Here is a 23229-nt window from a genome sequence, read left to right as displayed (position 1 = left end):
GGACTCAAAATGACGGATTCAATTAAGATTTACCATAACCCGCGTTGCTCTAAAAGCCGTGAAACCTTAGCGCTTTTAGAAGAAAAAGGGATCGCACCAACGGTGGTTGAATATTTAAAAACAGCACCGACTGCTGCTGAGATTAAAAAATTATTGAAAATGCTAGGTTTTAAAGATGCTCGTCAATTAATGCGCACAAAAGAAGACTTATACAAAGAGTTGAATTTGAGTGATGACAGCTTAACGCAAGATCAACTCATTAAAGCGATGCATGAGAACCCTAAATTGATTGAACGCCCTATTGTGGTTAATGGTGATAAAGCCCGTTTAGGTCGTCCACCTGAGCAAGTGTTGGAGATTTTGTAAAAATCCCTCTTAATAAGCAAAAACCAGTCTCACTGAAAAATTAAGACTGGTTTTTTGTTATTTCTGACCTTTATATTCCATATAGCTCAGTATGGTTAAAAAAAAGCAGTGGAGAAGCCACTATATTTAAAATTATTATTGCTTCAATAAAATCACTTTTACCATAAGAAAATTTACCAACCTTATAGAGTATATTTAATTGGTTAATTAATTGGCTTATGACTATAACGCCAAAAAATAACAAATAAACTTAAATAAAAATAGATAAAGTACAACAAAATTTTCATTTGTTCATTATCTCCTTTTAAGTTGTCATCTATATTTTTCTTCGTTAATTCTGATGATATAGCACCCGTAGCACTACCAACAATATTAGGGTACTTAGATTGTTTTGGAGGAGCAGATATGGATGGCATATGTGTTAAAATCGTTCTTTCAGCCCACTAGACCATATATTCATTTTTTATCTAATAAAATAAAACCTGCATATTCCCTTTCGTTTATGATTGAGTTTCCTAACTTTATTTTATCGTAAAGAAAAATCTAAAATACTCTTTTTTATAGTCAACTAACCATATCTTTTATATTTATTATTTTAAATACCTTTGCCATTCAAGTTTAAGGCTATATTAATAATTAAGGCAGTAATAATACTATAGATTTAGAATATCTTTAACAAACGGAATGGTGAGTTTGCGTTGGGCAACAATCGAGGCGTGATCTAACTTGTTGAGAATATCAAACAACGTACCCATTTTTCTGTCGAGGCGTTTAAGCACAAAACGGCATACATCTTCAGGCAATTCAAAACCCCGCATGCGAGCACGTAATTGTAAGGCGTAGATTTTATCTTCATCACTTAATGGATGTAGTTTGTAAATCTGCCCCCAGTCGAGACGGGAAGCTAAATCAGGCAGTTTAAGGTCAATTTGACGAGGTGGACGATCACTGGTGATCAACAAGCAGGTACGGCCAATTTCGAGAATACGATTATATAAATTGAACATCGCCATTTCCCATTCCTCATCCCCAGCTATGCATTGAATATTATCAATACACACCAGTGATAGGTTTTCCATACCTTCAAGGACATCAGGCACAAAATAGGCACGTTTATCTAAAGGAACATACCCAACAGCAACGCCTTGCTCTGAAAGCTCTGCGCACGCAGCATGGAGTAAATGGCTTTTTCCGCCACCTTCACGTGACCAATAATAAATATAGCTACCATGTGCTTGATTGATTGCAGATTTTATAGCAGACAGCAACGCTTCATTTTCCCCTGCATAAAAGCTGGCAAAGGTTTCATCATCGGGTAGATAAAGTGGTAGTGAAAGCTGTGATGGTGTGTTCAGAATCGCCTCTGGCTGTACAAATCAATTTTCGCTAAACAGTTTACCACAAAAAACGCGGGTAGATGAACAAGATCCCTTTCAATTGCCGCTGCTTTAACCACAGCAGCAATTGTCATAAATTAAAAAATGTGATTACTTATCGTTATTTAGCTCTTTAACTTCACTGTTTACAAACTGTTTTTCAGGACGAACAAAGGTAATAAAACGGAACAGTAATGCCATAAAGATCCCGACAATAGTCGCTAATGCCATCCCTTTTAGTTCAGCTTGGCCAATGTGAATAACCGCGCCACTCACCCCGATAATCAAGATCACAGAGGTTAAAATTAAGTTTTGAGGCTTATTATAATCAACCTTCGAATCAATCAGAACGCGAATACCTGACGCACCAATAACTCCGTACAGTAATAATGAAACGCCCCCCATCACAGGTACAGGCACTAATTGGATTGCAGCGGCTAATTTACCAATGCACGATAACAAAATAGCGATAATCGCTGCCCCACCGATGACCCAAGTACTGTAAACCTTGGTAATTGCCATCACACCGATATTTTCACCATACGTGGTGTTTGGCGTTGAACCAAAGAAACCAGATAACACAGTTGAAAAACCGTTAGCAAACATCGAGCGGTGTAAACCTGGGGATTTCATCAAATCCCGTTCAACGATATTGGCCGTAACCACTAAGTGGCCTACGTGTTCTGCGATAACGACTAACGCCGCAGGTAAAATAGTGAGGATAGCAAACCACTCAAAACGTGGAGTATAGAATGTTGGGATTGCAAACCAAGGCGCTTCAATCACTGGGGTAAAATCCACAATCCCCATAAAGTATGACAACGCATAACCCGTTAAAAAACCGATTAAAATAGGGATAATCGATAAGAAACCACGGAACATGACCGCACATAAAATAGTCACCGATAACGTGGTTAATGAAATGATTAAAGTGTTAGTATCAACCGCCGCGCCATCTTTTGGCAGTAAACCTGCCATACCTGCCGCCGTTTGGGCGAGTTCTAAGCCGATAACAGCAACAATTGCTCCCATCGCCGCTGGCGGGAACATCACATTGATCCAGCTCCTTCCTGCCACTTTGACGATTAACGCCACAAGGCAAAACAACACACCACAAATAATAAAACCACCCAATGCCAGTTCATAACCCAATGGCAATAGAATTAACACTGGTGAAATAAAGGCAAAACTTGAGCCTAAATAAGCAGGGATCTGACCTTTACAGATAAACAAGTAGATTAATGTACCAATTCCGTTAAACAGCAAGATAGTTGCTGGGTTTACACCAAACAGAATAGGTACGACAACGGTTGCGCCAAACATCGCAAAAAGATGCTGAAAACTCAGTGGAATAGTTTGTAGTAATGGTGGTCTTTCTTCAACACCAATAGTGCGACGTGTCATTTGAGCTTATCCCCTTTTAGCTATGATTTATGCAAGTGGCCGAAGACTTGCAAACATTGATTTCATTTAATAAATCAAAAAAAAGCCGACTTCTCAGTCGGCTCATTTTTATTTAGTACCAAATATCTTATCGCCCGCATCACCGAGGCCTGGAACAATGTAACCTTCTTCATTGAGATGCTGGTCAATGGAAGCGGTATACAGCTCAACATCTGGATGGACTTTTTCTAATGCTTTGATCCCTTCAGGTGCAGCAACTAAGACTAAAACCTTAATTGACTTACACCCTTCTTTTTTCAGTAAATCGATAGTCGCGATCATCGAACCGCCCGTTGCCAACATAGGGTCAACAACTAACGCCATACGCTCATTGATATCTGAAGTCAATTTTTGGAAATAAGGGACAGGCTGCAGTGTTTCTTCATCACGGTACACACCAACCACACTGATACGTGCGCTAGGAATGCTTTCCAATACACCATTCATCATACCAATACCTGCGCGGAGGATTGGGACTACAGTGATTTTCTTACCTTTAATTTGTTCTATTTCGACAGGACCACACCAACCATCAATAGTCACTTTTTCAGTTTCTAGGTCAGCGGTTGCTTCATAAGTCAGTAGGCTACCAACCTCTGAGGCCAGTTCACGAAAGCGTTTGGTGCTTATATCATGATCTCGCATCAGGCCAAGTTTATGTTTAACGAGAGGGTGTTTTACCTCAACGATCTTCATGGGTTTCTCCTACTATTTTAGACGCTGGCGGACAAAAAAATCGCGGGATTATAACTCTTTTAACCATGAATGCCACTAGATTACGTTTGATTTTGGTCAAAACAGCAACGATTAGGCAAACTTTTTTAAAATAGTATACCCCATATCGGTTAAGTTGCATGTTGATGATCTCCTGAATTTATTTTTTTGCCAATATTTAAATATTGGGCATATTTCACCTTGTGAACAGGCTCACTTTCTGCCATTTTCAGCCATAATAATTTTCATTCACAAAGCTATCGCAAACGTTTGCTTAGCCTGTTAGAATACTGACCATGATGTTATTTTTCTCAAAAATGTAATTGCCTTGGGGGCCGTAGTGACTGATAAAACCTCTCTCAGCTATAAAGATGCCGGTGTCGATATTGATGCAGGTAACGCACTGGTTGAACGTATTAAAGGTGTCGTAAAAGAAACGCGTCGTCCCGAAGTGATGGGGGGTCTTGGTGGGTTCGGTGCATTATGTTCCCTGCCACAAAAATACCGAGAGCCCGTACTTGTTTCAGGTACCGACGGCGTTGGGACAAAATTACGTCTGGCAATGGATTTAAAACGCCATGATTCAATCGGGATTGACCTTGTTGCCATGTGCGTTAATGACCTTATCGTTCAAGGCGCTGAGCCATTATTCTTCCTTGATTACTACGCGACAGGTAAATTAGACGTTGATACCGCTGCCAGCGTCATCACGGGAATTGCCGATGGCTGTAAACAATCTGGCTGCGCATTAGTGGGTGGTGAAACCGCTGAAATGCCAGGAATGTACCATGGTGAAGACTATGACGTTGCAGGCTTTTGCGTCGGTGTGGTTGAGCGCTCTGAAATCATTGATGGTAGCAAAGTCAGCGCAGGTGATGCGCTAATCGCCCTCGCCTCAAGTGGCCCTCACTCAAACGGCTATTCATTAGTGCGTAAAATTTTAGAAGTCAGCAAAACGAACCCCGAAACTGAACAATTAGATGGCAAATCATTGGCTGACCATTTATTAGAACCTACACGTATTTATGTGAAAAACGTGTTAGAGCTGATTGCGAAGAATGACATTCATGCGATCGCACACATTACAGGCGGCGGTTTCTGGGAAAATATCCCACGCGTTCTACCGGATAATACCCAAGCGATTATTGATGGTAGTAGCTGGCAATGGCCTTCAGTTTTTAGTTGGCTACAAAACGCGGGTGATGTCAGTACCCATGAAATGTACCGCACCTTTAACTGCGGTGTTGGCATCATCATTGCCCTGCCACAAAGTGAAGTCAATACCGCATTAGCGTTATTAACATCACTAGGTGAAAACGCATGGCAAATTGGTTCAATCGGCCAATTACCTGCGGGTGAAGAGCAGGTTGTGATCCGCTAATGAAAAAAATCGTTGTCCTCATTTCTGGCAGTGGCAGTAACTTACAATCGATCATTGAAGGTTGCCAGTCAGGCACAATAAAGGGTCGCATTGTGGCCGTAGTGAGCAACCAAAACACGGCTTATGGACTAGTGCGGGCACAGCAGGCAGGGATCCCTGCCGCTTGCCTTGATGCAAAAGCGTATAGCAATCGCCAAGCCTATGATGCCGCTTTATTAGCGCTTATTGAACAATACCAACCAGACTTGGTAGTCTTAGCTGGGTTTATGCGTATTTTATCCCCTGATTTTGTCACTCATTTCACAGGGAAATTACTCAATATTCACCCTTCTTTATTGCCTAAATACCCTGGGCTACATACTCATCGTAAGGCTTTGGAAAATGGTGATAAAGAACATGGTACTTCCGTTCATTTTGTCACTGAGGAATTAGACGGTGGCCCTGTGATATTACAGGCTAAAGTTCCTATTTTCCCTGAAGATACCGAAGCAGACCTCATTGAACGAGTAAAAACGCAAGAACATACTATTTACCCTCTGGTTGTACAATGGTTTAGTGATACCCGCTTGACCATGGTTGAAGGTAAAGCCGTATTAGATGGTAAAGTGCTCCCTCAACAGGGTTATGCTAATGAGTAGTTTATTTTCTGTATAAATAACGATTCAAAGGGTGGAATTTCCACCCTTTTTGTTGCACTAAAATTGGCGAATATACAATCTGTCAATTGATTGTTTTTTCAGCGATTAACCACTTAGTTCTGCATAAAGTGAACTATTCTTCAACAAGGGGATGATCTCTCTGTGTTATGTCATTATTTTATCCCAAATAAGTGGTATCCTTATTTAAGCAAAAAATGTTTTTTCATAACCAATAGAGGTGTTTTATGACTACCGGGCAAGTTCATCCGTTTAGGTTGCGCCCACTTGAACGTGAAGATTTAGCGTTTATTCATCAACTTGATAACAACGCCAGTGTGATGCGCTACTGGTTTGAAGAGCCTTACGAGGCCTTTGTTGAGCTAAGTGATCTTTACGACAAACATATTCATGACCAATCCGAACGCCGTTTTATCGTGGAAAATGATAGCGAAAAAGTCGGGTTAGTTGAATTGGTTGAAATTGATTATGTTCACCGCCGTTCTGAGTTCCAAATTATCATTGCACCGCACCACCAAGGCCATGGCTATGCGAGCCGTGCAGCAAGGCTGGCAATGGACTATGCTTTCTCTGTATTAAATTTGTATAAGCTTTATCTCATTGTTGATAAAGAAAATGTCAAAGCGATCCACATTTATAATAAACTTGGCTTCCATACTGAAGGTGAATTGATTGATGAGTTTTTCGTGAATGGTCGCTACCATACGGCTATCCGTATGTGCGTTTTCCAACAGCAATATTTTGCAATGAAACAGCAATCAGAGAACCCTGAAAGCGTCATCGCACAAGATAAAGCAATTAAGCATCACATTTAGTTAACTGGCTGATACAATCGCCATTAAGTAACAAGCGTCTAATACGGAGTCAGAATGTCCCAAGAACGTCTCTATCATGAAAAAGAGCTAAGCTGGCTGTCTTTTAACGAGCGCGTTTTGCAAGAAGCCGCCGATAAGCGTAACCCGTTAATTGAGCGAATGCGTTTTTTGGGCATTTATTCCAATAACTTAGACGAGTTCTATAAAGTGCGCTTCGCCGACGTGAAGCGCCGTATTTTAATTAATGAAGAACGTGGCTCTGCCAGTGGCTCTCGCCATTTACTTAAGCGCATTCAAGCAAAAGTCGCCAAACAAGAACAAGAGTTTGACGTTTTATATAATGATTTATTGCTTGAAATGGCCCGTAACCAAATCTTCCTGATTAATGAGCGACAGATTTCCCCACGCCAACAAATTTGGTTGCGCCAATATTTTCGCCAAAATCTGCGCCAACATATTACACCGATTTTAATCAACCCAGACACAGATTTAGTTGAATTTTTAAAAGATGACTATACCTATCTTGCGGTTGAGATAATTAATGGCAATGACATTCAATATGCACTGCTAGAAATTCCATCGGATAAAGTCCCGCGTTTTGTTAATCTCCCGCCTGAAATGCCAAAGCGTCGTAAATCCATGATTTTAATTGATAACATTCTTCGTTATACGTTAGACGAAATTTTCAAAGGCTTTTTCGATTACGACGAACTTAACGCGTATTCCATGAAAATGACTCGTGACGCCGAGTATGATATCGCTACCGAAATGGAGTCCAGCTTGCTGGAAATCATGTCGTCGACGTTAAAACAGCGCTTAACCGCAGAGCCTGTGCGTTTTGTTTATCAACGGGATATGCCTGATGAAATGGTCGCCTTGTTGCGGGAAAAACTGGGATTATCCAACGATGACTCCGTCATTGCGGGTGGCCGTTATCATAACTTCAAAGACTTTATTAATTTCCCCAATGAAGGAAATAAAAATCTATTAAACAAACCATTGCCTCGCTTGCGCCACCGCTGGTTTGATAATTTCCGTAACGGTTTTGATGCCATTCGGGAACGCGATGTGTTGCTGTATTACCCGTATTATACCTTTGAGCATACCTTGGAGTTATTGCGCCAAGCCTCATTCGACCCAAATGTGATATCCATTAAAATCAATATTTATCGTGTCGCAAAAGATTCACGTATCATCGATTCCGTGATCCACGCGGCACACAACGGCAAAAAAGTCACTGTGGTCGTTGAATTACAAGCACGTTTTGATGAAGCAGCGAACATCCATTGGGCTAAACGATTAACAGAAGCAGGTGTGCATGTTATTTTCTCCGCGCCAGGTCTGAAAATTCATGCCAAGTTATTTATCATCTCCCGTATGGAAGAAGGCCAAATTGTCCGTTATGCCCACATTGGGACTGGAAACTTTAACGAAAAAACGGCACGGTTGTATACCGACTATTCCTTACTAACGGCTAACGAGCAAATCACCAATGAAGTGCGCCGCGTATTTAGCTTTATTGAAAACCCATATCGCCCTGTCACCTTCGATAATTTGATGGTTTCACCACAAAATACACGGACAAAGTTAACTGCGTTAATTGACCAAGAAATTACCAACGCTCTGGAAGGTCTACCAAGTGGAATTACATTAAAAATTAATAACTTGGTTGATAAAGAACTGACTGACAAGCTCTATGACGCCTCTAATGCAGGGGTGAAAATTCGTTTATTAGTTCGTGGGATGTGTTCGCTAGTGGCTGGCCAAGCGGGTTACAGTGAAAACATTCAAGTCACCAGCATTGTTGACCGCTTTTTGGAGCATGACCGCGTCTATGTGTTTGCCAACGCAGGAGACGAAAAAGTCTTTATTTCTTCAGCTGATTGGATGACTCGAAATATTGACTACCGAATTGAAGTCGCGGTTCAATTAGTCGATCCCCTTTTAAAACAACGGGTTTTGGATATTCTGGAATTACAATTCAGTGATACTGTAAAAGCGCGTTATGTTGACAAAGATTTAAGTAATCATTATGTTCCCCGCGGCAACAAGCGAAAAATTCGTTCTCAGCTTGCCATTTATGAACATTTGAAATCACTTGAAACGCCAGATACCCGAGCTTGATACTATGCCAATAACAACATCATCAGCACCAAGACCCCAAGAAATTGCGGCCATTGACCTAGGTTCAAATAGCTTTCATATGGTGATTGCGCGCGTTGTCAATGGTGCGCTTCAAGTACTTACCCGCCTAAAAAAACGTGTTCACCTTGCTGATGGACTGAGCGATACCAATGAATTAAGTGAAGAAGCGATGGAACGCGGGCTTTCTTGTTTAGCACTATTCGCCGAACGCCTGCAAGGCTTTTCCCCCGATAACGTCTGCATTGTGGGCACCCATTCCTTACGTGTCGCCACCAATGTGAAAGATTTTTTGCAACGCGCAAAAGAGATCATTCCCTATCCTATTGAAATTATTTCAGGGCAAGAAGAAGCCCGTTTAATTTTTATGGGTGTCGAACATACCCAGCCAGAAAAAGGCCGTAAACTGGTTTTAGACATTGGTGGTGGTTCGACCGAAATTGTTATCGGTGAAAAATTTGAACCCTTATTGATTGAAAGCCGCCGAATGGGCTGTGTCAGCTTTGCAAAAAACTATTTTCATAATGAAACTATCACACCTGAATTTTTTAACCGTGCTTACCTTGCGGCTTGTTTAAAATTAGAAAGCACTGCCATTCTATTTAAAAAATACACATGGGATGTCGCAATGGGGGCGTCGGGGACCATTAAAGCAGCACACGGGGTTTTAGTGGAACTTGGTTACAAAGACGGCATGATTACCCGTGAACGCCTTACTGAAATAAAAAATATGGCGTTGAAATATAAAACTTTTTCTTCTCTGGATATTCCTGGACTGTCCAATGAACGCAAACAGGTTTTTGTTCCTGGCTTAGCGATTTTACTGGCGGTTTTTGACTCATTAGAGATTAAAGAATTGCGATTATCGGATGGCGCACTGCGCGAAGGGGTTTTATATGAAATGGAGGGCCGTTTTCGCCACCAAGATATTCGCCAACGAACTGCTTTAAGCCTTGCTGAGCACTACAATATTGATAGAGAACAAGCAAAACGGGTGTTGAAAACCATGGAAGAACTTTATTACCAATGGGGTCAACAAAATCCTAAACAAATCAATCCACAATTAGAGTCTATTTTAATTTGGGCAGTGATGCTTCATGAAGTTGGATTAAGCATTAACCATAGTGGCATGCATCGCCACTCCGCTTATATTTTGCAAAATACCAATTTGCCTGGCTTTAACCAAGAACAACAACTGTTGTTAGCTACGCTAGTGAGAAATCATCGCCGAGCCATAAAATACGATGATATTCCTAAGTTTAACCTATTTAAACGCAAACAGTTTATGCCGTTAATTCAAATTTTGCGGCTCGCTATTTTATTAAATAATCAACGTCAATCCACCACCATTCCATCATCTTTGCGCATCGAAACAGACGATGGATATTGGACACTTTATTTACCTGCAGAATATCTTGAGCAAAATGCCTTGATGTTATTGGATTTAGAAAAAGAAAGTGCTTATTGGGAAGATGTTCCTGGTTGGTCATTAAGTATATGCGCGGAGAATAAATAACTTTCAGCCATTATTGTGGTGATTTCTTCTTGTTTTTTTCACGCTAAACGCGGAAATCACTGCCTGTTTGGTGCGACTATTTGATATATTATTCAAATGGGCGACAATAATGATAATAAATTTCGTCCGCTCACAGACGAATTAATAAAACGCGCTTCGGCGCGGCTATTGTTTTAAGGATTAAAATGTCACAATCTGCTTTCTCAAACGATGTGGGGCCAATAGTTAACCCGCACTCACAAAAGCTGGCACACATTCGCCAGCAGATCCTGACGCTTTTTTTAGATGACGAGGAATTCGTCCACGCACTTGTTGAAAATGATCAACACGTCAGTATTGATGACAAAGCAATTAGTGAAAAAATCAGTACTGTTAAAGAATTACTTCTCGATTTACACACCGCGGATATCGCCGATATTTTAGAAATGTTACCCTACGATGAACGTCTCGCCTTATGGCGTTTAGTCGATAATAACGAGCGCGGTGAAGTACTCGTCGAGGCTTCTGTCTCTGTATGGGACAGCCTGATTAAAGACATGTCGGATAGAGAATTGCTACGCGCGGTTGCTAGCTTACATGTGGATGAACAAGCCTACATTGCCGAACATCTTCCGCGCGACACCATGCGCCGCCTGTTAACCTATTTAGAACCAAGCCTACGCAGCCGTATTCGCGAAGTTTTACAATACGCAAAAGACAGTGTCGGCCAAATGATGGATTTCGAATTCGTCACCGTTCGTCCAAACGTAGCCTTAAAAACAGTACAACGTTACTTACGCCAACGCGGCAAAATTCCAGAAGCCACCGATAAAATTTTCGTAGTAGATAACAACAATTATCTGCAAGGGGAATTACCTCTAACCACCATTTTGACACAATCACCCGATAAAATCGTCGCCGACGTCATGAAAACGGATACGGTTACCTTCCTGCCTGATGAAAAAGGGGAAGACGCAGCGAGCGCGTTCGAACGGTATGACTTAATTTCTGCTGCCGTTGTGGACAGCAATGGCTTACTGATGGGTCGTCTGACGGTTGAAGACATCGTTGATAATATTAGCGAAGAAAATGATAACAGCATCCGTCGTATGGGGGGGTTAAGCCCTGAAGAAGACGTTTTTGCGCCTGTAGGCCAAGCGGTTAAAACCCGTTGGACATGGCTGGCCATCAACTTGTGTACTGCTTTCGTCGCATCCCGTGTGATTGGTGTGTTTGAAGACACCATCTCTCAGCTGGTTGCTCTCGCCACTTTGATGCCTATTGTGGCTGGGATTGGCGGAAATACAGGGAACCAAACTATCACCATGATCGTGCGTGCGATCGCACTCCACCAGATCCAAAGTGGTAGCTTTTCCTTCTTAATGCTCAGGGAGCTGGGTGTCGCCTTTATCAACGGTATTGTCTGGGGCGGTATCATGGGGGTAGTCACCTATTTCCTCTATGGCGATCTTGCCATGGGTGCAGTGATGACGCTTGCAATGGTACTAAACCTATTGATGGCGGCAATAATGGGTGTGCTTATCCCACTTATTATGATCAAAATGGGGAAAGACCCTGCTATTGGCTCTAGCGTAATGATTACAGCTATCACCGATACTGGCGGCTTCTTTATTTTCCTCGGCCTCGCTACCCTATTCTTAGTATAATCTTTGTTCGTGCATGTTCAGCGAGAGCGTTGAGCATGCACGATTTATAAAACTCCGCCATTTCCAATAAAAACCACACAAACATTTCAAACTTAACGTAGAAAACTCATTGCATTGCAAAGTATTTATTATTTTATTAGCAAGTTCATCTATTATATAGATTAAAATTACCATTCAAATAATTATATTTAGTGTTTATTTCATTACATTAAATAGTAAGAAATTATTAAATTAATCATAATTAACTAAATATATTACTATTTTAAATATACGATATTCTGCAAAATGAAGATTATTAACATCATATAAGGTTATTTAAAGCCGCATTAGATATTAAACCCTAACAAAGAAAACTAATAAGAATGTTATGCTTGTTTTTGGTGTTGCGGTTTACAGAATATAGAATTTCCTGCTATAAATAAGGCATGCAAAAAGATACTGTGTATTGAACTACGTTATACCCATCCAACGTTTTCGACCTCTTATCTGCACCCAATAAATATGATTGGCTCATTATTTTGAGTAAATGCTTGTTACCCTGAATTTATATCATCGTGAATATTTTCAGGTATTTTAGAAGGATAGTATTATGACATCGCAAACAACCAGCCAGCCCTCGGCACGACCGTTGGGCAAAGAAGATTATAAAACCTTAGGCTTGTCCTCTTTAGGCGGCACACTGGAATTTTATGATTTCGTTATTTTCGTCTTCTACGCGAAAATTATTTCTCAGCTCTTTTTCCCTGGGGATAATGAATTTCTCGCGCTAATGGCGACACTTGGCTTGTTTGCAGCGGGTTACCTTGCTCGCCCACTTGGCGGCATTATTATGGCTCACTTTGGTGACAAAATTGGCCGTAAAAAAATGTTCACCTTGAGTATTTTCTTGATGGCATTTCCAACATTCGTAATTGGTTTCTTGCCAACATTTGAAACCATTGGTGCCGCAGCGCCACTGTTATTATTGTTAATGCGCATCATGCAAGGTGCCGCTATCGGTGGTGAAATGCCAGGGGCATGGGTATTTATCGCGGAGCATACGCCAAAACAGCGTTACGGCTTAGGTGTTGGCACATTAACGTCAGGGATCACTGGTGGTATCTTATTAGGTTCCATCGTGGCTATCATTATCGAGCGCACTTACACGACTGCTGAAGTCCATGACTTCGCATGGCGTATTCCGTTTATCTTGGGCGGTATCTTTGGCTTTATCTCTGTGTATTTACGTCGTTTCTTGCAAGAAACACCTATTTTTAGGGAGTTAGCTGCGAAGAAAGCGTTGTCTCAAGAATTACCTGTAAAAACGGTCATTAAATCCCATAAGCAAGCCTGTATGATCACTGCAGCGCTGACATGGTCATTATCAACGGCGATTGTTGTGACGATTTTGATGACACCTGATGTGGTTTTAAAAGGCATCTACAATATTGACCGTAATATTGCGTTACAAGCCAACTGTGCTGCCACATTAACCCTGACGTTAGGCTGTATTTTTTGGGGCTGGTTAGGGGATAAAACAGGTACTCGTACTTCTATGACCTTGTCATGGGGCGGATTAGCAGTCACCGCGATTTATTTCTATTCATCTTTATCAACGGATATTGCCGCCAACACCTTAATTTTTAACTATGGCTTGATGGGCTTCTTTGTCGGTGCGATTGCAACAACGCCAATTATCAGCACGCGTGCATTCCCACCTGAAATTCGTTATTCAGGTTTATCATTCGCTTATAACGTTGCCTACGCCATCTTTGGTGGTTTAACACCAATTTTAACAGGCGCATGGTTGCAACAATCTCACATGGCGCCTGCGTATTATGTGGCAGGCGTGTCATTGTTAGCCGTTGCCGTTGCCTTCATTCCTCTTTCTTGGAAGGGGTGGACAGCAAAAGAAAACCAAACTGATGATCGAGCACCTGTATTAAACACCAGTGCAACACAATAAACAGCTTGTCATACCTCAATACAATGGCCTCGGGTTGAATTTAAACCGAGGCCATTTTTATTTTATAAATAACCACGTTGCAATAAGCAATGCAAAGACCAGCTCTAACGGATCAATCCCTGTTGGTAATTAATTTAGGGGCTATTTAGCTTATTTTAGGTACAAAGACGCAAAGATTAGCTTCCCCTAAAAATAGTAAGTTTATTTTGCATCGCACTCACACCACATAAATTGACACTTATTCATAATTCCTCCATTTTTCTTTGTGCCTATCAGGCTAAACTATTAGTATGTGTAACTGACTCTTTTCAGTTAGTTTTTTGCCTCACAGCCAGACTAATTTTATCCACTCTTTTGAGTTAAGCGAATGACCAAAAATGAATAAGCAAAATCGCCGCAAATCTTTTACTCGCTCTGCTATTTTTGTTGCCATCATTGTGGCCGCTGGAGCGACTTGGTATTTTTACAATCAAGAAAAAACCGCAGATACGCCTAACTCAAGCGCGGTTGCCAAACCCAATTCACAACGCAGTGCAATGGGCCGCCCTCCTCGCGTTTTAGCACCAGTACAATTTGCTGTCGCTGAACAAAAAGTGGTTCCACGGTTTTTATCGGGCTTAGGAACGGTCCAAGCCGCTAATGTGGTGACAGTAACCAGCCGCGTTGAAGGGCAATTGATGAAGCTCTATTTTACTGAAGGGCAATACGTCAATGCAGGGGATTTGCTCGCACAAATCGACCCTCGCCCATTTGAGGTACAATTAGCCCAAGCTGAAGGCCAGCTCGCAAAAGACAAGGCAACACTCGCCAATGCTCAACTGGATTTAGCCCGTTACCAAAAATTAGCGGGTACAAAAGTCATTTCACAACAAGAACTGGATAACCAACGTGCATTAGTATTACAAGCTCAAGGCAGTATTAAAGTCGATCAAGCCGCTGTCGACAGTGCTAAGTTGCAATTAACTTACAGCAAAATCACAGCCCCTATTTCTGGACGTGTAGGTTTAAAACAAGTCGATGTGGGTAATTTTGTCTCGTCGGGAACATCAACACCGATTGTTGTGATCACCCAAACGCAGCCCGCAGATGTATTGTTTGCCTTACCTGAAGGGGATATCCCCGCAATCCAGCAAGCCCAAGCGAACAGTAAAAATGTCCTGATTGAAGCTTGGGATCGTAATAACATTGCCCTGATTGCTCGTGGCGAACTGCTCAGTACCGATAACCAAATTGATGCGGCAACAGGCACATTGAAAATTAAAGCACGCTTCACCAATGAGGAACAAAAATTGTTCCCGAACCAATTTGTGAATGTGAAGATGCAAGTCGAAACCCTACAAGATGCTGTAGTTATCCCCACCGCAGCCTTACAAATGGGTAATGAAGGCCATTATGTCTGGGTTCTCAGTGAAGATAATAAAGTGAGCAAGCATACCGTCACTGTAGGGATGCAAGATAGCCAACAGGTAGTGATTGAAAGTGGTTTAGCCGCCAACACAAAAGTGATTACAGACGGTGTAGATAAGCTCACCGATGGTACAACAGTTGAAGTCGTTACCCCTGAAAGCTTAGCGAAAAAAGACAAAGAACCCCGTAAAGGTCAACCGACTCGTGCGGAGAAAGCATAATGCGGCCTGAAATGTTAAAAGGTGGCGGCCCATCTCGCCTATTTATCTTGCGCCCAGTTGCAACAACCTTATTCATGGTGGCTATATTACTGGCAGGGATTATTGGCTATCGCTTCTTACCCGTTTCCGCTTTACCTGAGGTCGATTACCCCACCATTCAGGTCGTGACGCTGTATCCTGGCGCAAGTCCTGATGTCATGACCTCCGCAGTTACAGCCCCTCTGGAAACCCAATTTGGGCAGATGTCAGGCTTAAAGCAGATGTCATCCCAGAGCTCAGGTGGCGCGTCTGTGATCACTTTGATGTTCCAGCTTTCATTGCCGTTAGAGGTTGCTGAACAAGAAGTACAAGCCGCGATTAATTCCGCCAGCAGTCTACTGCCATCGGATTTACCTTACCCCCCCATCTATAACAAAGTGAATCCTGCAGACCCGCCTGTTTTAACGTTAGCGGTGACATCCGATGCCATGCCGTTGACACAAGTACAAGATATTATTGAAACGCGGATCGCACAAAAAATCTCCCAAGTTAATGGTGTGGGTTTAGTGACACTCGCTGGCGGTCAACGCCCTGCTGTGCGGGTGAATCTTAACCCTCAAGCGATGGCAGCCAAAGGGCTGGACAGCGAAACTATTCGTGTCGCGATTAATAATGCCAACGTCAATTCTGCTAAAGGGAGTTTTGACGGCCCAACTCGCGCGGTGACCCTTTCCGCCAATGACCAAATGAAATCCCTCGATGATTACCGTAAGTTAATTGTTGCATTCCAAAATGGTGCACCTGTTCGCCTTGGCGACATTGCAACCGTCAAAGAAGGTGCTGAAAATGCATATCTCGGGGCATGGGCAAACAACGAACAAGCGATCGTGATTAACGTTCAGCGCCAACCTGGTGCGAACGTAATTGAAACCACGGATACTATTCGTACATTATTACCTGAACTTATTGAGAGCCTCCCTAAATCCGTTAATGTCGATATTTTAACGGACAGAACCAGCACCATCCGCGCTTCAGTCAATGATGTGCAATTTGAGTTGATGTTAGCCATCGCGCTGGTTGTCATGGTCATTTATCTCTTTTTACGCAACGGGATTGCCACGTTAATTCCAGGTATCGCAGTGCCACTTTCCCTGGTTGGCACCTTTGCGGTGATGTATTTTTGCGGATTCTCCGTGAATAACCTAACATTAATGGCGCTAACCATCGCTACAGGCTTTGTCGTGGACGATGCCATTGTCGTGATCGAAAATATCTCCCGCTATTTAGAACAAGGGGATAAACCGCTGGTTGCGGCATTAAAAGGCGCGGGGGAAATTGGTTTTACCATCATATCCCTAACCTTCTCTCTTGTTGCTGTGTTAATTCCGCTGTTATTTATGGGGGATATTGTTGGCCGCTTATTCCGTGAATTTGCCATCACCCTTGCTGTTGCCATTTTGATTTCAGCGGTAGTATCCCTCACGCTCACCCCAATGATGTGTGCGCGGTTATTAAAACCAGAATCGCAGCATAAACATAACCGTTTTGAGTTAGCATGTGAGCGATTCTTTGACCGCATGGTGGCAGGTTATGCCATTTGGCTGAAGCGAATTTTAAACCACCAGTGGCTCACGCTGTCCGTTGCGCTTGGTACTATGGTACTCACCGTCTTGTTATATATGTGGATCCCAAAAGGCTTCTTCCCATTACAAGACAGCGGCATTATTCAAGGCTCCATTGAAAGTCGGCAATCCATTTCGTTTTCTGCGATGGCACAAAAGCAGCAAGAAGTCGCGAACAAGCTCCTCGCCGACCCTGCCGTTGATAACGTCACCACCTACGTCGGCGTCGATGGCACAAACGCAACACTGAATAATGCGCGCCTTCAGATTACCTTAAAACCCCTTGATGAGCGTGAAGATCGCGTCGTTGCTATTATTGCTCGTCTGCAACAATCCGTAGATAACATTGCGGGAGTGAATTTATACCTACAACCAATGCAAGATTTAACCATTGATACGCAAGTGGCTCGTACTCAATATCAATTCACCTTGCAAGCAAGTACCCTTGATGAGTTATCGACTTGGGTGCCTAAGTTGATGAGTGAGTTAGAGCAGCAACCTGAGTTAACGGATGTGAGTAGTGATTGGCAAAATAAAGGGTTAGTCGCTTATGTGAATGTTAACCGCGATACAGCAAGCCGTTTTGGCATTACCATGTCATCCATCGATAACGCGCTGTACAATGCCTTTGGTCAGCGCATGATTTCAACCATTTATACCCAATCGAATCAATATCGCGTCATTTTAGAGCATGATACGCAAACCCGCGATGGTATGGATGCCCTGAACGATATTCGCTTAAAAGGTACCGATGGCGCCATAGTGCCACTCAGTACCTTAGTGAACATTCAAGAAGGCTATGGCCCATTGGCGATTAATCATCTTGATCAATTCCCTGCTGTGACATTCTCATTTAATGTGGCCGATGGCGCATCCTTAGAATCCGCAGTCAATGCGGTTAAGCACGCGGAATCACAAATTTCGATGCCAAAATCCATTACTACGCAATTCCAAGGCGCGACGTTAGCCTTTGAAGCTGCATTAAGCAGCACCATTTGGCTAATCGCAGCCGCGATTGTGGCGATGTACATCGTGCTAGGTATTTTATATGAGAGCTTTATTCACCCCATTACCATTCTTTCGACCTTACCCACGGCGGGCGTGGGTGCACTGCTCGCCTTAATGATGGCAGGAAAAGACCTCGATGTTATCGCGGTAATAGGGATTATCTTATTGATTGGTATCGTGAAAAAGAACGCCATCATGATGATTGACTTTGCTCTAGCCGCAGAGCGAGAACAAGGCATGTCACCGTATGATGCCATCTATCAAGCTTGTTTATTACGTTTTCGCCCAATATTGATGACAACAATGGCTGCATTGCTAGGTGCATTGCCGTTAATGCTCAGTACGGGTGTAGGTGCCGAGTTGCGCCAACCGCTGGGGATTTGTATGGTAGGGGGCTTGATTATGAGCCAGATATTAACGTTATTCACGACCCCTGTGATTTATTTGTTATTTGACCGTTTGTCACATTACCTAAAAGCACGCCGTCAAATAAATAAGGCGCAGGTATCGTAATGAAACGCTTTTTCGCCCTGTTTATTAGCCGCCCCGTTGCCACCACACTGATTAGTGTAGCGATCACCTTGTGCGGTGCATTAAGTTTTCTCTTTTTACCTGTCGCGCCGCTTCCCCAAGTGGACTACCCTGTGATTAACGTGACAGCGTCACTTCCTGGCGCATCTCCTGAAACCATGGCATCTTCCGTTGCAACGCCTTTAGAGCGTTCATTAGGCAGCATAGCAGGGATCAGTGAGATGACTTCAAGCAGCGCACTGGGTCGCACCACAATCACCCTCGAATTTAATCTTGATAAAGATATCAATAACGCGGCGCGGGAAGTCCAAGCCGCCATTAATGCCGCCCAAACCCTGCTGCCTAGCGGTATGCCCAGTCGCCCACGCTACTACAAATCGAATCCATCCGATGCGCCAATCATGATTTTAACCATGACATCGCAGACCTTAGGAACAGGGGAAATTTATGATATCGCCTCGACACGCCTTGCCCAACGTATTGCACAAATTGAAGGCGTTAGTGAGGTTTCTGTAGGCGGTGGTTCACTTCCCGCAGTGCGTGTGGAATTAAACCCAACAGCGTTATTCAACCAAGGCGTATCCCTTGATGCCGTGCGCTCAGCCATCAGTAGCGCTAACGTGCGCCAACCCCAAGGCTACATTAACGATGACGAAAAACGGTATCAGGTACAAACCAACGATGAGTTAAAAAAAGCGGCAGATTACCGGCCAATTATTGTGCACTATAAGGCAGGCAACGCAGTTAAGCTCAGTGACGTTGCCAATGTCAAAGATTCTATTGAGAATGTCCGTGCAGCTGGAATGGCAGATGGCAAGCCCGCCATCTTGATTGTGATCCGCCGTGAGGCGGGTGCCAATATTATTGAAACCGTCAATCGCATACGGGCTGAAATCCCTGAATTTAGGGACATGATCCCTGCCGCCATTGACCTCAAAGTCGCACAAGATAGAACGCCGACCATTCGCGCTTCCCTTGCAGAAGTGGAACGTGCCCTGTTAATCGCCGTCGCATTGGTTATTTTGGTGGTACTGCTATTCCTACGTTCTGGACGTGCTACCTTAATTCCCGCTATTGCCGTACCTGTTTCGCTAATTGGTACTTTTACTGCCATGTATTTATGTGGCTTTAGTCTTAACAACTTATCATTGATGGCATTGACCGTTGCTACGGGCTTTGTGGTCGATGATGCAATTGTGGTTTTGGAGAATATTTCCCGTCATATTGAAAATGGCATGAAGCCCTTTATGGCTGCAGTCAAAGGGGTGCATGAAGTCGGCTTTACTGTCGTCTCCATGAGTATATCCTTGGTTGCAGTGTTTATCCCTCTCCTCTTGATGGATGGGCTGGTTGGTCGGCTTTTTCGTGAGTTTGCCATTACCCTTGCAACCGCAATTGGGATTTCATTAATTGTTTCCCTCACTCTGACCCCCATGATGTGCGCATATTTGCTTAAAAAGCGGGGAAAAAATAGTAAAGCCAAACACCGTGGCTTTGGTCGTATCTTACTGTGGGTTCAAGAACGCTATGGTATTGCACTAAACTGGGTGTTAAACCACCGCCGTAGCGTATTAGCGATTTTGTTTGCCACTATTGGGCTTAATGTTTATTTATATATTACTGTTCCTAAAGCATTTTTTCCTGAACAAGATACAGGTCGTGTATTGGGCTTTGTCCGTGCCGACCAAAGTATCTCGTTCCAATCAATGAAAGAAAAAATGACCCGCTTTATGGAACAGGTTAAAGAAGACCCCGCTATCGATAATGTAACAGGGTTTACGGGTGGCAGCCGCGTTAACAGTGGTTTTATGTATATCTCCCTGAAACCCCTTGGGGAGCGCACTGAAAATTCAGCGACCGTTATTAACCGTTTACGCACCAAGCTTGCCAACGAGCCAGGGGCAAACTTGTTTATGATGCCAGTACAAGATATCCGTGTTGGCGGTCGCCAGGCAAATGCCAGCTACCAATTTACCTTGCTTGCTGATGAGCTTAATGCGCTAAGAGATTGGGAGCCCGCCATCCGTAAAGCATTAGGTGAGCTTCCACAATTAACGGATGTGAACTCTGATAAAGAAGACAAAGGCGCAGAAATGGCCATCACCTATGACAGAGACCTAATGGCACAATTAGGAATAGATGTACGTGAAGCCAACAGTTTACTGAATAACGCCTTTGGTCAGCGTCAAGTTTCGACGATTTATGAAGCCATGAACCAATATAAAGTGGTGATGGAAGTCGCGCCTGAATATACCCAAGATGTAAGCGCCCTTGATAACATGTTTGTAATTAACAAAACAGGGCAAGCAATCCCCCTTTCCTATTTTGCTCGCTGGCAACCTGCCAACGCGCCACTTAGTGTGAATCACCAAGGGTTATCAGCCGCGTCCACGATCGGTTTTAACGTGGCGGATGGCTATACGCTAAATGATGCAATGGTGGAAATTGAAAAAACAATGACAGCTCTTGGAGTGCCTTCTACTGTACGGGGGACTTTTGCAGGCACCGCGCAGGTTTTCCAAGAAACCTTGAAATCACAGCTATTTTTAATTTTAGCAGCTATCGTCACAGTCTATTTAGTGCTCGGTATTTTGTATGAAAGCTACATTCACCCACTGACAATTTTGTCCACCCTACCGTCTGCAGGGGTCGGTGCATTATTAGCCTTAGAATTATTTGATACGCCATTTAGTTTAATCGCCTTAATTGGCATTATGTTGCTCATTGGCATCGTGAAGAAAAACGCCATCATCATGGTGGACTTTGCTATTCAAGCACAACGAACTGCGGGTTTAACGGCTCGAGAAGCCATTTTTCGCGCCAGTTTATTGCGCTTTCGCCCCATTTTGATGACCACACTAGCAGCGATTTTCGGTGCTTTACCCTTAGTTTTAGGCAGTGGTGATGGTGCAGAATTACGCCAACCGCTGGGGATCACCATCGTTGGCGGTTTAATCATGAGCCAGCTGCTCACACTATTCACCACGCCAGTGGTCTATTTAAGCTTTGATAGCTTGAGGCAACGTTGGGCAAGCAAAAAGGCAGCGTCACGCCTTAAAACGGAGAAACACCATGAAGCTTAGGTTTAACAGTGTGAGTACCCGCTTGTTTCTGGCTATCTTCGCCACCTGCTTGCTGCTTGTGGTGATCATGCACCAAGGCGTACGCATGAGTTTTCAACACGGCTTTGTTGATTATATTAAAGAAAATGATCAACAGCGGGTGGAACAAGTCTCTGCCGCCCTTGCGGAGCAATATCAAGAAATGGGCAATTGGCGCTTTTTATTAGGTGATGAGCGGACTTTTTTCCGCATTTTGCGCGCTGTTGAGCACCAACAACATCGAGGCCCGATGCGCCAGCGATGGAGAACAATATTTTGGGTTTATGACACGCAAGATAGACTAATTTTTGGTAAGGACACCCCGCTGCCAAGCAAAGTAATCCGTGAGCCAATTATCACCGATGATGGCAACACCGTTGGTTGGCTTGTTGCCAGCTATGAAGATGGTATTAGCAGCGCGCTTGACCGTCGCTTTGACAGCAAACAACTGTATACTAGTTGGGTGATCGCAGGGCTTTCCCTGTTTGTGGCACTGATAGCCACTATTTTTCTGGCTCGGAGTTTTTTAAAACCCATCAAACGGTTACTCGAAGGCACGAATCAGTTAGCACGTGGTGATTTTACCACCCGTGTACCTGAAGAAGGCCGCGACGAACTTGGTCAATTAGCGAAAGATTTCAACCACCTCGCCTCTACCCTTGAAAAAAATGAGCAAATGCGCCGTGATTATATGGCAGATATTTCTCACGAGTTGCGCACGCCGTTATCCGTTTTACGCGGTGAATTAGAGGCGGTACAAGATGGCGTGCGCCAAGCAACACCCGAAACAATTAATTCCCTACTCAATGAAACTCACACGCTAATCAAATTGGTAAATGATTTGCATCAACTATCGCTTTCTGACCGTGGTTCACTGATCTATCGCAAACACCCCATTGATATTATTCCCTTATTGGATATGGTCATCGGGCAATCTCGCTGGCGTATTGAAGACCAACAATTAACCGTTTCACGCCACTTTAGCGAACAAGCCATTGTATTTGCTGACCCAGACCGTATTAACCAATTATTCTATAATTTGATGGAAAATAGCCTTCGCTATACTGATTCAGGTGGGAAAATTGCCATTGATGTCACAGAGCAACACCATCAGCTGTCTATTGTTTGGCAAGATAGCGCCCCAGGTCTGAGCGCGCTGCAGTGCCAACATATTTTTGAGCGATTTTACCGTGCTGAAGGCTCCCGTAACCGCGCCAGTGGCGGCTCTGGTTTAGGGTTAGCCATTTGCTATAATATTGTTGAAGCGCATAATGGTTCTATCACCGCAGAGCCTTCATCCCTCGGCGGTGTCAAAATTACCATCACTTTACCGCTACAATTTCAGGAAAAAGGGATTTAA

General features: G+C 43.3%; 14 protein-coding genes and 1 pseudogene. 12 read left to right on the top strand and 3 right to left on the bottom strand.

Going from position 1 to position 23229, the window contains the following annotated elements; all coding sequences use genetic code 11:
- Positions 1-9: 9 nt before the first annotated feature.
- Positions 10-366, top strand: coding sequence for an arsenate reductase (glutaredoxin) (arsC, locus tag ACE2AL_RS09420; protein ID WP_206086555.1), 357 nt, complete (start codon positions 10-12; stop codon positions 364-366).
- Between the two features lie 653 nt (positions 367-1019).
- Here the strand turns inward: arsC and hda are convergent.
- The 3 genes from hda to upp form a co-directional block, all read right to left on the bottom strand.
- A complete protein-coding gene (gene hda / locus ACE2AL_RS09415; RefSeq protein WP_206086630.1) occupies positions 1020-1724 on the bottom strand; it encodes a DnaA inactivator Hda in 705 nt (234 codons plus the stop codon).
- Positions 1725-1853: 129 nt separating this feature from the next.
- Positions 1854-3146 carry a uracil permease gene (gene uraA, locus ACE2AL_RS09410; RefSeq protein ID WP_206086548.1) on the bottom strand — a complete coding sequence of 431 codons (1293 nt, stop codon included), beginning with the start codon at positions 3144-3146 and terminating at the stop codon, positions 1854-1856.
- A gap of 108 nt (positions 3147-3254) precedes the next feature.
- Positions 3255-3881 carry a uracil phosphoribosyltransferase gene (upp, locus tag ACE2AL_RS09405; protein WP_206086546.1) on the bottom strand — a complete coding sequence of 209 codons (627 nt, stop codon included), beginning with the start codon at positions 3879-3881 and terminating at the stop codon, positions 3255-3257.
- A 358-nt stretch (positions 3882-4239) separates the two neighbouring features.
- Between upp and purM the strand changes: the two genes are divergently transcribed.
- The 11 genes and pseudogenes from purM to baeS all read left to right on the top strand — a co-directional run bounded on the left by purM (position 4240) and on the right by baeS (position 23229).
- On the top strand, positions 4240-5280 hold the full coding sequence (gene purM, locus ACE2AL_RS09400; protein ID WP_206086540.1) for a phosphoribosylformylglycinamidine cyclo-ligase: 1041 nt from the start codon (positions 4240-4242) through the stop codon (positions 5278-5280).
- Positions 5280-5918: a phosphoribosylglycinamide formyltransferase gene (gene purN / locus ACE2AL_RS09395; protein WP_375084266.1), complete on the top strand. Its 639-nt coding sequence runs from the start codon at positions 5280-5282 to the stop codon at positions 5916-5918. The genes purM and purN overlap by 1 nt, the downstream gene beginning before the upstream one ends.
- 245 nt (positions 5919-6163) lie before the next feature.
- Entirely contained in the window at positions 6164-6751 is a 588-nt protein-coding gene (gene speG, locus ACE2AL_RS09390) for a spermidine N1-acetyltransferase (protein ID WP_206086537.1), read from the top strand.
- Positions 6752-6805: 54 nt separating this feature from the next.
- Positions 6806-8875 (top strand): polyphosphate kinase 1, encoded by a 2070-nt coding sequence (ppk1, locus tag ACE2AL_RS09385; RefSeq protein ID WP_206086530.1) that lies wholly within the window; start codon positions 6806-6808, stop codon positions 8873-8875.
- A 4-nt stretch (positions 8876-8879) separates the two neighbouring features.
- Positions 8880-10409 carry an exopolyphosphatase gene (gene ppx, locus ACE2AL_RS09380; protein ID WP_206086517.1) on the top strand — a complete coding sequence of 510 codons (1530 nt, stop codon included), beginning with the start codon at positions 8880-8882 and terminating at the stop codon, positions 10407-10409.
- 374 nt (positions 10410-10783) lie between these two features.
- Positions 10784-12055: pseudogene (mgtE, locus tag ACE2AL_RS09375) on the top strand (magnesium transporter); the annotation flags it as partial.
- Between the two features lie 589 nt (positions 12056-12644).
- The gene (locus ACE2AL_RS09370) at positions 12645-14000 is read left to right on the top strand and encodes an MFS transporter (RefSeq protein WP_349415034.1); all 1356 of its coding nucleotides are present in this window, start codon (positions 12645-12647) and stop codon (positions 13998-14000) included.
- A gap of 377 nt (positions 14001-14377) precedes the next feature.
- Positions 14378-15628 carry an MdtA/MuxA family multidrug efflux RND transporter periplasmic adaptor subunit gene (locus ACE2AL_RS09365; RefSeq protein ID WP_206086504.1) on the top strand — a complete coding sequence of 417 codons (1251 nt, stop codon included), beginning with the start codon at positions 14378-14380 and terminating at the stop codon, positions 15626-15628.
- Positions 15628-18750 carry an MdtB/MuxB family multidrug efflux RND transporter permease subunit gene (locus ACE2AL_RS09360; RefSeq protein WP_206086502.1) on the top strand — a complete coding sequence of 1041 codons (3123 nt, stop codon included), beginning with the start codon at positions 15628-15630 and terminating at the stop codon, positions 18748-18750. Before ACE2AL_RS09365 ends, ACE2AL_RS09360 begins: the two co-directional genes overlap by 1 nt.
- Positions 18750-21851, top strand: a complete 3102-nt coding sequence (gene mdtC, locus ACE2AL_RS09355) for a multidrug efflux RND transporter permease subunit MdtC (RefSeq protein ID WP_272573201.1) — start codon at positions 18750-18752, stop codon at positions 21849-21851. Before ACE2AL_RS09360 ends, mdtC begins: the two co-directional genes overlap by 1 nt.
- On the top strand, positions 21841-23229 hold the full coding sequence (gene baeS, locus ACE2AL_RS09350) for a two-component system sensor histidine kinase BaeS (RefSeq protein WP_206086498.1): 1389 nt from the start codon (positions 21841-21843) through the stop codon (positions 23227-23229). Before mdtC ends, baeS begins: the two co-directional genes overlap by 11 nt.

The organism is Providencia xihuensis (genome assembly GCF_041953405.1).
GTDB lineage: Bacteria > Pseudomonadota > Gammaproteobacteria > Enterobacterales > Enterobacteriaceae > Providencia > Providencia vermicola.
This window is presented reverse-complemented; position numbering and strand designations above follow the sequence as displayed.

What these genes read in the sequence shown, in the direction of transcription:
- ACE2AL_RS09365 (WP_206086504.1), top strand. Translation starts at nt 14,378, where the DNA reads ATGAATAAGCAAAATCGCCGCAAATCTTTTACTCGCTCTGCTATTTTT.
- baeS (WP_206086498.1), top strand. Translation starts at nt 21,841, where the DNA reads ATGAAGCTTAGGTTTAACAGTGTGAGTACCCGCTTGTTTCTGGCTATC.
- ACE2AL_RS09360 (WP_206086502.1), top strand. Translation starts at nt 15,628, where the DNA reads ATGCGGCCTGAAATGTTAAAAGGTGGCGGCCCATCTCGCCTATTTATC.
- mdtC (WP_272573201.1), top strand. Translation starts at nt 18,750, where the DNA reads ATGAAACGCTTTTTCGCCCTGTTTATTAGCCGCCCCGTTGCCACCACA.
- ppx (WP_206086517.1), top strand. Translation starts at nt 8,880, where the DNA reads ATGCCAATAACAACATCATCAGCACCAAGACCCCAAGAAATTGCGGCC.
- ppk1 (WP_206086530.1), top strand. Translation starts at nt 6,806, where the DNA reads ATGTCCCAAGAACGTCTCTATCATGAAAAAGAGCTAAGCTGGCTGTCT.
- uraA (WP_206086548.1), bottom strand. Translation starts at nt 3,146, where the DNA reads ATGACACGTCGCACTATTGGTGTTGAAGAAAGACCACCATTACTACAA.
- upp (WP_206086546.1), bottom strand. Translation starts at nt 3,881, where the DNA reads ATGAAGATCGTTGAGGTAAAACACCCTCTCGTTAAACATAAACTTGGC.
- purN (WP_375084266.1), top strand. Translation starts at nt 5,280, where the DNA reads ATGAAAAAAATCGTTGTCCTCATTTCTGGCAGTGGCAGTAACTTACAA.
- speG (WP_206086537.1), top strand. Translation starts at nt 6,164, where the DNA reads ATGACTACCGGGCAAGTTCATCCGTTTAGGTTGCGCCCACTTGAACGT.
- arsC (WP_206086555.1), top strand. Translation starts at nt 10, where the DNA reads ATGACGGATTCAATTAAGATTTACCATAACCCGCGTTGCTCTAAAAGC.
- ACE2AL_RS09370 (WP_349415034.1), top strand. Translation starts at nt 12,645, where the DNA reads ATGACATCGCAAACAACCAGCCAGCCCTCGGCACGACCGTTGGGCAAA.